The organism is Demequina ureilytica (assembly GCF_048553575.1).
GTDB lineage: Bacteria > Actinomycetota > Actinomycetes > Actinomycetales > Demequinaceae > Demequina.
In genome coordinates this window covers 1136963-1149883 of the sequence record NZ_JBLZIE010000001.1, presented here as the reverse complement: position 1 = coordinate 1149883, position 12921 = coordinate 1136963, and the positions used below count along the sequence as shown (strand labels likewise).

General features: G+C 68.7%; 17 protein-coding genes and 1 tRNA gene. 3 read left to right on the top strand and 15 right to left on the bottom strand.

Annotated features, from left to right (window positions below):
* Nucleotides 1–12 precede the first annotated feature (12 nt).
* The 5 genes from ACNI3K_RS05305 to ACNI3K_RS05285 form a co-directional block, all read right to left on the bottom strand.
* A complete protein-coding gene (locus ACNI3K_RS05305; RefSeq protein WP_419390800.1) occupies nt 13–543 on the bottom strand; it encodes a GNAT family N-acetyltransferase in 531 nt (176 codons plus the stop codon).
* A gap of 86 nt (nt 544–629) precedes the next feature.
* On the bottom strand, nt 630–1319 hold the full coding sequence (locus ACNI3K_RS05300) for a ThuA domain-containing protein (RefSeq protein WP_419390799.1): 690 nt from the start codon (nt 1317–1319) through the stop codon (nt 630–632).
* Between the two features lie 88 nt (nt 1320–1407).
* On the bottom strand, nt 1408–2334 hold the full coding sequence (thrB, locus tag ACNI3K_RS05295) for a homoserine kinase (RefSeq protein WP_419390798.1): 927 nt from the start codon (nt 2332–2334) through the stop codon (nt 1408–1410).
* Between the two features lie 2 nt (nt 2335–2336).
* A complete protein-coding gene (thrC, locus tag ACNI3K_RS05290) occupies nt 2337–3395 on the bottom strand; it encodes a threonine synthase (protein WP_419390797.1) in 1059 nt (352 codons plus the stop codon).
* Complete coding sequence (locus tag ACNI3K_RS05285) at nt 3395–4675, bottom strand: homoserine dehydrogenase (RefSeq protein ID WP_419391107.1); 1281 nt, start codon at nt 4673–4675, stop codon at nt 3395–3397. The genes thrC and ACNI3K_RS05285 overlap by 1 nt, the downstream gene beginning before the upstream one ends.
* Nucleotides 4676–4764: 89 nt before the next feature.
* Between ACNI3K_RS05285 and ACNI3K_RS05280 the strand changes: the two genes are divergently transcribed.
* Complete coding sequence (locus tag ACNI3K_RS05280) at nt 4765–5322, top strand: arsenate reductase/protein-tyrosine-phosphatase family protein (RefSeq protein ID WP_419390796.1); 558 nt, start codon at nt 4765–4767, stop codon at nt 5320–5322.
* A 14-nt stretch (nt 5323–5336) separates the two neighbouring features.
* Here the strand turns inward: ACNI3K_RS05280 and ACNI3K_RS05275 are convergent, their stop codons facing one another.
* The 9 genes from ACNI3K_RS05275 to ACNI3K_RS05235 all read right to left on the bottom strand — a co-directional run bounded on the left by ACNI3K_RS05275 (nt 5337) and on the right by ACNI3K_RS05235 (nt 11402).
* Nucleotides 5337–5573 (bottom strand): hypothetical protein, encoded by a 237-nt coding sequence (locus ACNI3K_RS05275; RefSeq protein WP_419390795.1) that lies wholly within the window; start codon nt 5571–5573, stop codon nt 5337–5339.
* A 146-nt stretch (nt 5574–5719) separates the two neighbouring features.
* The gene (locus ACNI3K_RS05270; RefSeq protein ID WP_419390794.1) at nt 5720–5938 is read right to left on the bottom strand and encodes a hypothetical protein; all 219 of its coding nucleotides are present in this window, start codon (nt 5936–5938) and stop codon (nt 5720–5722) included.
* 124 nt (nt 5939–6062) lie between these two features.
* A complete protein-coding gene (gene lysA / locus ACNI3K_RS05265) occupies nt 6063–7397 on the bottom strand; it encodes a diaminopimelate decarboxylase (RefSeq protein WP_419390793.1) in 1335 nt (444 codons plus the stop codon).
* 2 nt (nt 7398–7399) lie between these two features.
* The gene (gene argS / locus ACNI3K_RS05260; RefSeq protein ID WP_419390792.1) at nt 7400–9076 is read right to left on the bottom strand and encodes an arginine--tRNA ligase; all 1677 of its coding nucleotides are present in this window, start codon (nt 9074–9076) and stop codon (nt 7400–7402) included.
* 85 nt (nt 9077–9161) lie between these two features.
* A complete protein-coding gene (locus tag ACNI3K_RS05255; protein WP_419390791.1) occupies nt 9162–9542 on the bottom strand; it encodes an MmcQ/YjbR family DNA-binding protein in 381 nt (126 codons plus the stop codon).
* 37 nt (nt 9543–9579) lie between these two features.
* Entirely contained in the window at nt 9580–10359 is a 780-nt protein-coding gene (locus ACNI3K_RS05250) for an MBL fold metallo-hydrolase (RefSeq protein ID WP_419390790.1), read from the bottom strand.
* 4 nt (nt 10360–10363) lie between these two features.
* Nucleotides 10364–10699: a hypothetical protein gene (locus tag ACNI3K_RS05245; protein WP_419390789.1), complete on the bottom strand. Its 336-nt coding sequence runs from the start codon at nt 10697–10699 to the stop codon at nt 10364–10366.
* Nucleotides 10699–11034: a DUF202 domain-containing protein gene (locus ACNI3K_RS05240; protein WP_419390788.1), complete on the bottom strand. Its 336-nt coding sequence runs from the start codon at nt 11032–11034 to the stop codon at nt 10699–10701. Before ACNI3K_RS05240 ends, ACNI3K_RS05245 begins: the two co-directional genes overlap by 1 nt.
* Nucleotides 11031–11402 carry a YidH family protein gene (locus tag ACNI3K_RS05235; protein ID WP_419390787.1) on the bottom strand — a complete coding sequence of 124 codons (372 nt, stop codon included), beginning with the start codon at nt 11400–11402 and terminating at the stop codon, nt 11031–11033. The genes ACNI3K_RS05240 and ACNI3K_RS05235 overlap by 4 nt, the downstream gene beginning before the upstream one ends.
* Before the next feature lie 110 nt (nt 11403–11512).
* On the opposite strand from ACNI3K_RS05235, the gene ACNI3K_RS05230 reads away from it, so the two are divergent.
* A tRNA-Arg gene (locus ACNI3K_RS05230) sits at nt 11513–11585 on the top strand.
* A 109-nt stretch (nt 11586–11694) separates the two neighbouring features.
* On the opposite strand, the gene ACNI3K_RS05225 is transcribed toward ACNI3K_RS05230, so the two are convergent.
* Nucleotides 11695–12567, bottom strand: a complete 873-nt coding sequence (locus tag ACNI3K_RS05225; RefSeq protein ID WP_419390786.1) for an ArgP/LysG family DNA-binding transcriptional regulator — start codon at nt 12565–12567, stop codon at nt 11695–11697.
* Between the two features lie 89 nt (nt 12568–12656).
* Between ACNI3K_RS05225 and ACNI3K_RS05220 the strand changes: the two genes are divergently transcribed.
* Nucleotides 12657–12921: LysE/ArgO family amino acid transporter (locus tag ACNI3K_RS05220; protein ID WP_419391106.1), on the top strand; the 265-nt coding region annotated here is incomplete at its 3' end.

Here is a 12921-nt window from a genome sequence, read left to right as displayed (position 1 = left end):
CACTCCGCAAGTTCAGGACGACGGCTCTTCGCTCTCGGTATCCCTGCTCTCCGGTCGCAGCGCCCTGCCGAACGTGACCGAGCCGGCGTCCTGCGCGATCGGCACGAATCCCACGCGCGGGTAGAAGTGCTGGGCAGCGGCGTTGTCCCTCGCCGCAACGAGATGCACACCCGGGACGCCCCGCTCGGCAAGATGCTTCGCCATCGACTCGATGAGCGCGCGGCCCGCTCCCCTGCCCTGCGCCTCGGGAAGGAGGTCGATGTGAAGGTGAGCGGGATACGCGTCGAGCTGTGGGATCAGCGTGCGCTCCGGGTCGTTGGCGGAGGGCAGGAGCCGGCGGTCCGCCTCCGTTCGGGGCTGCCGCGGGCGGCGTGACGGCCACCACTGCTCGGTGAACCAGCGCTGGAAGGCCCGGGTGTCCTCGGCACCGACCAGGTATCCCACGGCGCCTCGCCCCTCGTCCCACACCCACGCGAAGCAGGAGGGCCCGTGAAGATAGGGCGTCGCGTAGACATCCGCTACCGCCTGATCGTCGCCGAACATGCCGGTGGCGTCAGTGCCTGCGTCGCCGGTGAGAAGGCATATGCGGGCGATGGCCTCGTGATCAGCCGTCGTGGCTGGGCGAATCGTCAGCGCGCCGCCCACTGCATGCCGCGCTCGATGAGCGAACTCACCTCTTCGCGCTGGAGGACGTCCAAGGTGTGACCGAGCGTGACGGCGAAGATACGGCCCTTCCCCCACTGACGGGTCCACGCTACGGGCATGGTGATTGGCTCGTCCCATTCGTCCCCAGGCCCCGGTACGAGCTCGCAGTCCGCAAGCACGCGGTTGTGGGCGTCGCTGAGGACCCAGTACTGCTCGGTTCGGATGGGGAAGTCCGCCATGCCCTTGGTGATCGGGTGGTCGGCCGCCCTCTCGGTGAAGTGAACCGTGTAGTCCCGGTAGGCCTCGACGTCGGTGCGACCACGGTCCTCGGGCGCATGCGGGTGCGCCGCGAATTGGGCACCGAGGAGCTGCAGGTAGTCCGTGGAGTTGCGGTACGAGTCGATGACTCCGCCGTGCCAGCCAGCGAGGCCGGCGCCTGCGGCTACCGCCTGGCGCAGCCCCTCGACCTCTTCGACAGTCGCACTGCCCATCGTCACGCACTGCACGATCAGGTCGTACCGCGCCATGATGGAGCTGTCCGCGTAGACCTCGGGCGTGTCCTCCACGTCCACGATGAAGTTCAAGTTCTCCAGCACCGGGACGAACGCGTCGGTCGCCGCGACCGGGTGGTGACCCGGCCATCCCCCTCGGACAATCAAGCAATGCTTAGCCATACCTGTCCCCTTCGCAACTCTGCGGGCGTGCCCTCCATGATAATGCCAGGCCGCGACTGATTGAGAACCATGCTTGGTCCTCTGGGTGCTACAACCGCTCGACCATCGCTCCTGGCACCCGCTCCACTGTGTGGATGCTGCGCCACGACTCCCCGCCGATGCCCTCTGCCCACGGCAAGGGACCCGTCTCGAGCCCGAGGGCCGCGAGATCCGTCCCGAGCACCAGCACCGACGGTCCGGCTCCGGACACCACGGCGGCGATGCCCTGGGCCCTGAGGTGCGCGATCATCGCGGGCGCAGCGGCCATCACCTCGGCACGGTAGCCCTGGTGAAGCCGGTCTTCCGTCGCCGCGAAGAGGTCTTCCGGACGCCACGCGAGCGCGTTCACGAGCAGCGCGGCCCGCCCCGCATTGAAGGCCGCATCCTCGTGGGGAACGTGTGAGGGAAGCACCGAGCGAGCCTGCTTGGTGGGCAGCACCGACTGTGGGATGAGGACTGCGGTCTCCACGCCATCAGCCATGACAAGCGGGCGAGAGTGCGCGCCATCCGAATCCTGCCACGCCACGGTTGCGCCCCCCAAGATCGCCGGCGCCGCGTTGTCAGGATGCCCCTCGAAGCGCGTAGCGAGGTCCAGCACGACCTCGGGCGACAGCGCTTCGGGCTCCGCGATGAGGCCCCGCGCCGCCCACAGCCCCGCGACGACGGCCGCGGCCGAGGACCCCAGACCTCGCCCGTGGGGGATCCGGTTATGAGCGCGAATGACCAGCCCGACCTGTGACGCACCGACGTGGTCCAGCGCTTCGCGCAGTGCGCGCACCACCAGGTGAGTCTCGTCTCGCGGGAGGGAGTCTGCTCCCTCGCCCTCGATCTCGATCTCGACATCCGCCGCGGCGACGGCCCGCACGTCGAGCTCATCTGCGACGCCCAATGCGAGGCCGAGCGCATCGAACCCTGGGCCGAGGTTTCCGGCAGTGGCGGGAACCTGGACCCGCACGCGATCCGCGACGAGCCTCATGCCTACAGCCCCAGCGCCTGCGCGGCGGCCTCGACGTCGACGGGGATGACGACGGGCTCGACCTCATGCCCGGCCAACGCCGTCGCGGTGTCCTTCAGTCCGTTGCCGGTCACCGTGCAGGTGATGGTCGCCCCGCGCGGGACCTCGCCCTTAGCGGCGGCCGCGAGCAGTCCGGCGATCGGGGCGGCCGATGCGGGTTCGACGAACACTCCCACGTCGGCGGCCAGACGCTGCTGAGCAGCAAGGATCTCGGTATCTGAGACCGCCCGAATCCACCCACCGGACTCGTCGCGCGCTGCGATGGCCAGATCCCACGAGGCGGGCTTGCCGATGCGGATCGCGGTGGCGACCGTCTCAGGGTCCTTGATGGGATGCCCCGCGACGAATGGGGCGGCGCCCTCCGCCTGCACTCCCCAGATGCGCGGCGTGCGGGAGGCGACCCCAGCATCGGCGTATTCGCGAAAGCCCATCCAATACGCAGAGATATTGCCGGCGTTGCCCACGGGCAGCATATGGATGTCTGGCGCGTCGCCCAGTTGATCCACGATCTCGAAGGCTGCGGTCTTCTGGCCCTGAAGGCGGAACGGGTTGACCGAGTTCACGAGCGCGACCGGGTAGGTCTCGCTAAGTTCCCGGACGATGTCGAGGCATTCGTCGAAGTTGCCGTCCACCTGCACCAGTCGCGCGCCATGCACGATGGCCTGCGCCATCTTGCCCGCCGCGATCTTGCCCTGCGGGATCATGACGACGCATGTCAGGCCCGCGTGCGCCGCATACGCGGCGGCAGAGGCGGACGTGTTGCCCGTCGAGGCACACACGACGGTGTGGTCGCCGCTCTTCACGACCTGGGTCATCGCGGCGGTCATTCCGCGGTCCTTGAAGGAGCCCGAGGGGTTCATGCCCTCGACCTTGACGAACACCTCGGCGCCCACCTCGGAGGAGATCGACCTCGCGTGCACCAGCGGCGTGCCGCCCTCGCCAAGAGACACGATCTGATCGTTCTCGTCGAACGGCAACCGGTCCAGGTACTCGCGGACGATGCCGCGCCACACGTGCGCCACTACAGCTCTCCCTCGATGCGCAGCACCGACCACACGTTGTTGACGGCATCCGACTCCCGCAGGTCGGCGACAGTCGCGCTCAGCGCGGCCTCTCGGGCCCGGTGCGTGGAGAGGATCAATCCCGCGTGTCCCTTGCCGGGCATCTGGCGCACCGACTCGATGCCGACGTCGTGCGCCGCGAAGATGGTGGCGACGGCCGCGAGCACCCCGGGACGGTCCGGCACGCTCATGCGGACCGCGTAACGCGTCATGGCAGCGGACATGGGCAGCACGTCGCGGAGCGCGTAGTTGGACTCACGAGGTCCCTTGCCGCCGCCCGCCTTGTGTCGAGCGACGGACACGATGTCGCCCAGCACAGCCGATGCTGTGGGCACCCCGCCGGCTCCCTGTCCGTAGAACATCAACTCTCCGGCCGCCTCAGCCTCGACGAACACGGCGTTGAAGGCGCCGCGTACGCCCGCGAGGGGATGCTCGAGTGGCAGCAAGGTGGGGTGTACCCGAACCGACACACCCTCGGCGGTCTGTTCGGCGACGGCCAGCAGCTTGATGACACGACCAGTCTCCGTCGCTGCGGCGATGTCGTCGGCAGTGACCTCGGTGATACCTTCGCAATAGACGTCGTCGATCCCCACGCGCTGGTGGAAGGCGAGCGAGGCCAGGATCGCGGCCTTGGCCGCGGCGTCGTGTCCGCCCACATCGGCCGTCGGGTCCGCCTCTGCATAGCCGAGCCGCTGTGCCTCCGCCACCACGTCGTCGTACTCGAGGCCCTTGGACGTCATCTCGTCGAGCACGTAGTTGGTGGTGCCGTTGACCACGCCGAGGATGCGGGTGACGCGGTCGCCGGCGAGCGACTCGCGGACAGGACGCACGATGGGGATCGCTCCGGCGACCGCAGCCTCGTAGTACAGGTCCACTCCCGCCGCGTCGGCCGCCTCATACAGCTCGGCGCCGCCCTGCGCGAGCAGAGCCTTGTTGGCGGTGACGACTGCAGCGCCGCCCGCCAGAGCACGAAGGATGAGCGTGCGCGCGGGCTCGATGCCACCCATCACCTCGACGACGACGTCCGCCGAGTCCACAAGTGCCTCGACATCCGAGGTGAGAGCACCGACGGGCACGACGGGGTCGCGCGGGGCGGCCGTGTCGCGGACATAGATTCCGGCCAGTGTCACGGGTGCGCCCACGCGTGCGCCGAGGTCATCGGCCTGCTCCAGGAGGAGTCGCACCACCTGGGTACCGACGGTGCCGCATCCGAGCACGGCGATGGTCACGGGGGCAGGGATGGGAGACACGGCCCCACTCTATCGGAGCCCGAGACAACGCCCGGGCGGCTCGTCGCGCACGGTCGCGGGCCTCACGTAGGGTGAAAGTCATGAATGAAGGCCCCGCGAAAATTGTCATGGTCTGCACTGGGAACATCTGCCGATCCCCCGCGATGCACTACCTCGCACAGCGCGAATGGGGAGACGCGGCCGAGGTCTCGAGCGCGGGCATCTATGCGGAGATCGGCATGGACGTCCCCACTCCTATGCGCACCGCTGCGCGCAGGCACGATCTGGACATCCCCGCTCACCGGCCCACCCAGCTGGACCGGGCGATCATCGCGGACGCGGACCTGGTGCTGGTTGCGACCCAGCAGCACGCCACGTGGATCGAGGAGGAGTGGAGCGGGTGGCCCTCGCACGCCTTCGGCATCAAGGAGGCGCACGAACTCGCCGAACGCGCCGAGCCGCCAATGGGCGCGTCGCCTCGCGAGCGGCTGCTCAACGCTGCCGCGTCACTGCAGTTGGCGCGCAAGCAGCAGCCCGTCGCGCTGCGCAGCCTCGACGACCCATGGTCGCTCGACCAAGACACCTACGACCGCGTGATGGACGAGATCGCCGAGTCGCTCGAGGCGATCACCCTCTGGGCAAGGCTCGCCGACCGCTGATCATCAGCGCAACGCTACAAGACGGGTCCGCGGATGCGGCTTGCCGATCCGACGGCACCCGCCCTGGTGGGATCGTTCGTGTCGCTCAGCGGGGACACATCGCCAGCATGGTCCTCGCGAGTCGTCGGGTCCTCGTCCTCGGATCCGGACGTGTCGTCGAAGGGTAGAGCGCCCTTCTCCTGGCGCTCACGCTCCACCTCTTCTGCGAGACGCTTGAGTTCCTCGGTGCTTTCACGGTTGGACTTCGCCATGTCGGACTCCTTCCCTTCGCTACGAGCGCCATCATTGCGCCCACCGCAGGCGACCTACTCGTCGCCTGCTTGGTCAGGTCAACGCTCGATGGCCGCTCAGACCTTTCTAAGGTTGGCGGGACGCTGCGTTCACCAGGCCGGACGTGTCACTTCTGCTCGTCGAGACGGTCGTCGAGAGGCGTGTCGACCTCCGGCTCGAGGTGGTCCTCGCGGGTTTCGCCTGCGGTTTCTGCTTCAGCCTTCTTATCCGCGTCGTCCATGCTTCGTCCCGCGCGTTCGCGCTCGGCCACCAGGTCGTCCGCGATCGCCTGCAGGCTCTCCGTGCCCTCGTGAACCTGCTCGTCGTCGTTGGTCCGCTTTGACATCGTTGCACTCCCTTCGCAGCCCGGACGGCAACTTGCCGCCCTGTTGACGAGAACGACGCATGCCCGCGAGGACTTCCACTCTCCTCGAGAACGGGGCTGTGCCAGGTGCTACGCGGCGAGCGCGTCAGTCCGGTGCGACATCCAGCGCCAGCAGGTCCTCGATAGTGTCGCGCCGCACCAGCAGGCGTGACTGGCCGTCACGAACGGCGACGACGGCGGGCCGCAGTGCGGCGTTGTAGTTGGACGCCATCGAACGCCCGTAGGCGCCGGTGGCGGGCACCGCCAGCAGGTCTCCGCGAGCCACGTCCTGCGGGAGCGCCACGTCGCGCACCACGATGTCGCCCGACTCGCAATGCTTGCCCACGACCCTCGAGGCCACGGCCTCGGCCGTCGACTCGCGCGACGCGATCGCCGCGGTGTAGTGGGCGCCGTAGGTGACGGGCCGCATGTTGTCGCTCATGCCTCCATCGACGGCGACGTAGGCGCGGCGTCCACCATCGTCGAGCTCGACGGACTTCACCACGCCCACGCGGTAGAGCGTGAGTCCGGCCGGACCCGCGATGGCGCGTCCCGGCTCGATGCTGAGGCGCGGCCAGGTGCCGCCGACGGACTCCACTACCGCCGCCACCGCATCGGCGATCGCGTAGGCAGCGTCCGCAGGGTCGAGCGCCTCCGCGTCATCGGTGTACTGGATGGCATACCCGCCGCCGAGATCGACCTCGGCGAGCTCGGCGCCCGTCGACGCGGTGAAGGCCGCGCGCAGCCCGAGCATACGCTCGGCGGACTCGCGGAATGCCTCGATGGACATGATCTGACTGCCAATGTGGGTGTGGATGCCGAGCAGACGCAGGTGCGGCGCCTCGTAGCACGCGACGAGCCCGCGCATTGCGGCGCCCGAGGCGAGAGAAAGCCCGAACTTCTGATCCTCGTGAGCGGTGGCGATGTACTCGTGACCGCCGGCATGAACCCCGGTGGTGACACGCACCATGACGGGTGCGACGACTCCGAGCTCCCGAGCAAGCGCGTCGAGGATCTCGATCTCGGTGAACGAGTCGACGATGATCCGCCCCACGCCCGCGATGAGCGCGCGCCTCAGCTCGTCGTCCGCCTTGTTGTTGCCGTGCAGCCCGATCCGTGCGGCGGGCATGCCGCCCCGGAGCGCGATCTCGAGCTCGCCAAGGGACGCGACGTCGAGGTGCAGACCCTCCTCGTGCATCCACGCGGAGACCTGCGAGGTGAGCAAGGCCTTGCCGGCGTAGTAGACGTCCACCTCGGCCCCGTGCCGCTCGAAGGCGGCGCCGAAATGGTCACGAAACGCCGCGGCGCGGGCTCGGAAGTCTGCCTCGTCCACCACGTACAGCGGGGTGCCGTAGGTGCCCGCGAGCTCACACACGTCGGCGCCACCGACGGACAGCGCGCCGTCCTTCCCACGCTGAACAGTGCTCGACCACACAGACACGGCTACATCCGCTCCGGCGCCGACACGCCGAGCAGGCCGAGCCCGTTCGCGATCACCTGCCGAGTGGCGTCGTTGAGCCACAGTCGTGTGCGGTGCAAGTCGGTGATCTCCTCGTCGCCCTGAGGCGTCACGCGAGTGCGGTCATACCAGCCGTGATAGACACCGGCCAGCTCTTCGAGGTAGCGCGCCACCCGGTGCTGCTCGCGGTGCTCGACGGCCATCGTGACCACGCGCGGGAACTCCCCGAGCACGCCCAGCAGCTTGGCCTCCCACTCGTGCGCGAGCAGCGAGGCATCGAAGCCGTCCTCGCGTCGAATGCCGTACTCCGCGGCGTTGCGAGCCACGCCCGATGTGCGCGCGTGCGCGTACTGGACGTAGAACACCGGGTTCGCGTTGGACTGCGAGGCCAGCAGGTCCAGGTCGATGTCGATCGATTGGTCCGCGCTCGAGCGGGCCAGTGCGTAGCGGGCCGCATCCCGTCCCACTGCGTCGACCAGGTCCTCCATCGTGACCACATTGCCTGCCCGCTTGGACATGCGGACCGGCTGTCCGTCTTTCACCAGGTTCACCATCTGGCCGATGATGACCTCGACGATCTCGGGGGCGAAGCCCAGTGCCGCAGCACCGGCCTTGAGCCGCGCGATGTAGCCGTGGTGGTCGGCGCCCAGCAGATACACGCACAGGTCAGCACCCCGCTCGGCCTTGTCGCGAATGTACGCGATGTCTCCGGCGATGTACGCGGCCTGGCCATCCGACTTGATGACCACGCGATCCTTCTCGTCCCCGAACTCCGAGCTGCGCAGCCACCACGCCCCGTCCGATTCGTACAGCGAGCCCGACTCCTTGAGCTCGTCGAGCGCACGCTCGACCTTGCCCGAGTGGTGCAGCGAGTCCTCGTGGAAGTACACGTCGAACTCGACCCCGAAGTCCGCCAAGGACTGCTTGATTTCGCGGAACATCAGGGTGACCCCGCGGGCGCGGAAGAACTCCAGAGCCTCGTCGCGCGGCAGCTCCAAGGGGTCCTTGTCCCCCGCCGCCATCGCCTCCACCATGACCTCGTCCGCGATGTCCTGGATGTACTGACCGGAGTATCCGCCCTCGGGTGCGGGCTCTCCCGACACCACCGCGTATAGCGAGTGCGCGAATCGGTCGATCTGGCTGCCGTGGTCATTGAAGTAGTACTCGCGCACCACCCGAGCACCGTGGAACTCGAGCAGGCGCGCGATCGAGTCGCCGACGGCGGCCCATCGGGTCCCGCCCAGGTGAATCGGACCCGTGGGGTTGGCGGAGACGAACTCGACGTTCACGGTCTTGCCGGTCATGGACTCGCCTCGCCCGTAGTCGGCGCCGTACTCGACGATGCCGCGCGCCAGCTCGCCTGCTGCAGAGGCCTGGAGGCGGATGTTGATGAAGCCAGGGCCCGCGACCTCAGCCGTCTCGATGCCCTCCACGTCCGCGAGGCGCTCCACCAGCGTGGCGGCAAACTCACGCGGGTTCGTGCCGGCCTGCTTCGCGAGCTGCATCGCGATGTTCGTCGCCCAGTCGCCGTGCTCGCGCTGGCGCGGTCGCTCGACACGCACCTCCTCGGGCACATCGAATGGCGACAGCTGGAAGTCGCTGTCATCGATGCCCTGAAGCAGGGCGGCGCGGATCTTCTGGGAGAGCTCGTCGGGGGTCACTTCTCGAGTCTATCGGCGCGCAAGCGGGCTCGGGCGCGCGGCCGATGCGCGGGTCACGGGCGCGCTCGTCGCCCGGCGCGTGCGCTCACCCGAGCGTGGCTTGGACCCTCTTGGGCAGTCCCTCGCGCACCAGCGCGTAAGCCGTCTCGAGCGCCTGCACCGCCACTTCACGCGGCAGTGAAGGATCGTCGATCTCGATCGAGATCCATCGCCGCTTGTCCGCGTAGTACCCGGGCGTGATCGCCGCGTGGCCTCCCACGAGTGCGGCGTTGACGTCGGGGTCGCCCTTGACGGTCATGATGCGAGCGCCAGTGGGGTGCTCGCCAACGCGGCCGAAGTGCTTGCCCCCGACCCGGAAGGTCTGCGAGCCCCAGGACGGGTAGGGCACGACCTCTGCCCCGGGCAGGCGCGCAAGCACCTCGAGGATCCAAGGCTCCACTGCGGGCAGGCTGCCAGGCTCAGTCATGCCCTCACGCTATGACCGATCTCTGACACGCGCCTGCTCAGGAGGCTGCGACGACCTCGACTGGAAGTGCGGTGCGCTCGCCGCGCTCGAGCAGCGAGATCGCATCACGCTGCCCCTCGGCCGCGAACCAGTCGATGAGATCCGCGCGCGGCTCGGCGAAGTGCGCCCAGTCGTCGATGTGCACTGGGAACACGGTCGCATCGGGCCATAGCGCACCGATCCGTTGGGTGCGCTCCGCGTCTGCGGTGAGGAGCATGTCCCCGAATCGCTCCACCTTCGCACCGCCGGCGAACACGAACGCCACGCGCACGTCGGGGAAGCGCTCGGCGACGCGAGTGGCCTTCTTCACCGACGAGTTGTCGCCCGAGATGTAGATCGTGGGCCAGCCCTCGGCCTCAAGAACGAACCCCGTCACCTGGCCGGTGAGGTGCTTGATGACGCTGGGACCGTGACGGGCAGGCACGGCAGTGATGGTCACGGGGGACGAGCCGCCGGGGATGATGGCCTGATCCCAGCGCCGCATGCCCTGGGCCCGACCGATGCGGGTACCGCCGGACGGTGTGGTGAGCACGTGTGGGACCTCGTCGAGGAGCGCGCGGCCGGAGATGTCGAGATTGTCCTCGTGCTCGTCATGCGAGAGCAGGACCACGTCTATCAGGCCGATGTCTCCCTGCGACAGCGCGGGCCCCTCGAGCTTGGTGAGGTTCCCCACCTGTCCCGGAGGATCGAATGTGGGGTCGGTGAGGAACGTCAGTCCCGCATATTCGAGAACGATGGTGGGACCGCCGACGAGCGTGGCGTGAGGGGTGCCGGTCATGGCGTCAGTCAAGCACCTCCACGGCCTCGACCTTGCACTGGACGGGGAACGACTCGGCGCACACTTCGGTCCATACGGCCAGACGGTCGCCCGCGCGCAACGTGTCCTCCAGGTCGGCGTCGCCCACGACCGTCACCTCGTCGTCGATCGCGAACTCGGTTCCCTCGAAGTACTCGTACCCCGGGTCGGGTTCGAACTCCACGCGGAGGGCCTCGCCCGCGGCGTCGACCGCGGCGGCCGTGCCGACCGCATCGGCCTCGCGATCAACAGGCTCCGAACCGCTTCCGCAGGCGGCGAGCACGAGAACGCACGCCACCGCGCCCGCTGCCCTGCGACTCATCACTGGACCGCCCCGGCAAGCACGTAGGCCCCACAAGCGATCCCGAGCATGAGCACACTCGCCGACATCGCCGCGAGCGCGAGCCCGGGGCGCGGCGTGGTCCCGTGCGCGATCAGCTGGGCGTGCGCGGTCCGGTACCGCACCGAGGCGACCACGTACGCGGTCGCCCCCAGGGCGATGCCGCTCAGGCCGATCACGATCACCACGGCGCCCGCGTCCGCCATCACCCGGATCCCCACGAGGGAGGCCACCACGAAGGCGAGCGCAGTTCGTCGCCACGCAAGCAACGTCCGCTCGGCCTGGAGGCCCTCGTCGAAGGGGCCGGAGCTCGTCACCACACCAGGCCCACCGACACGAGCGCGACGCCCACGATCATCCCCACCGTGAGCACGGGCGCGATCGACGGACCACTCAGCGGGGTGCGCAGCCGCAGCGCCCTCTCCGTGCGCAGCCAACCGAGCAGTCCCTCGACCGCGGCCAACACTCCCAGCATGACGAACAGCGCCGCGGACCACGCCCGAAGCCCTGCGTCGATGGGAACGTCGAGCGCCTCGAGGGCGACTCCGGCGGCAAAGAGCGTGAGCGCGGTGCGCGTCCACGCCAGGTACGTACGCTCGTTCGCGAGGCTGAAGCGCGGGTCCGGCTCGTCGCCGACGCCGTAGACGCGCTGGGGGAAGCGTCGGGACACGTCACGGGCAGCCATGGCTCCAGCCTATGCCGCCGACCCCCACGCCCCGCGAATCCACCACCGCGTGGTCAGAGGCCGCGCGCGAGCTGCTGGTAACCTTGATCCTCGCGGGTTGATCCCGTGTTGCCCTCGTAGCTCAGCGGATAGAGCACCGGTTTCCGGTACCGAAGGTCGCAGGTTCGATTCCTGTCGAGGGCGCGTCGCATGCTCGCGACACAGAAGCCGGAGGGGGCGCTGAGAGGCGTCGGTCCCTCCGGCTTCGTCGTGTCTGGAGCGCAACAACGCCCAACTCCGTACCGTCGATGAGTCACCGGCGCAGTGCCCGCGCAGCCGCAGCCGCCAGGCCCTGCGCGACCCGGTTCAGCAGTTCCGACTGCACCCGCCATTGCTGCCAGTACAGGGGCACCGTGACAGCTGGACCGCCGAGACCAACGAGCCCCGTCGCGCTCTCACTCAGGTCGTGCGGCAACACCGCCCAGCCCATACTCTGCTCGATAGCGCGCACCATCTCCCCCGATCCGGGTATCCGGTGCCGCGGCGGGGCGCCCGGTTCAACCCCGCATGCGGTGAGGTATCTGCTCTGCAGCTCGTCGTCCGCGTCGATATCGACCACCGGCGCGACGGCGAGAGCGGAGGCCGAGACACCGTCCGCAAACCAACGATCCACGAATGCCGCAGACGCGTGGGCGGTGTAGCGCATGTCACCCAGCAGGGTGACCGTGCAGCCAGGAATCGGTGTCGATCGCGTGGTCACCGCAGCGGCGACGGTGCCGGCGGCAAGGAGATCGACCGTGCGGCTCTCGTCCTCGCGGTGAAGGTCGAAAGTCACCTCAAGCTGATCGGCCAATGCGGCGAGCGGCTCGAGGAACCAGGTGGCCAACGAGTCACCGTTGACGGCGATCGCGACGGCCGCGCGCTTGCCAGCCACCCCAAGCGCCGCGACGACGTCTCGATCGAGTAGGTCCACCTGCCGCGCGTAGCGAATGACGATCTCGCCCGCGGCCGTGGGCCGCACAGGTCGCGAGCGCACGAGCAGTACCTGCCCGAGGGTGCGTTCCAGGGCCTGAATGCGCTGCGTCACTGCAGGCTGCGTGACGTGGAGGGCACGCGCCGCGCCGTCGAGCGAGCCCTGTTCGACCGCAACCGCGAGGGTCATGGCCAGTTCGTGGGGCACACTCATATCAGCAATGCTAATGGACATGTAGAAATCCTTAGTGGCGCTTATGCAGATCACCGCCTAGCGTGACTGGCGTGACCTTCCTCGCCGGCATGGCCCTCGGCCTGTCCCTCATCGTCGCGATCGGCGCCCAGAATGTGTTCGTGTTGCGGCAGGGACTGCGCAAGGAACACGTGGCGCTCGTCGTGGTGATCTGCGCGCTCTCGGATGCGGTCCTCATCGCCGCAGGTGTCGCGGGCGTCGGGGCGGCACTCGCCTCCATGCCGTCCCTGGTCACGGCGATCCGGTGGGCCGGGGCGCTGTTCCTGCTCGGGTATGCGGTGCTGGCCGCTCGTCGCGCGTGGCGGCCGCAGGCCG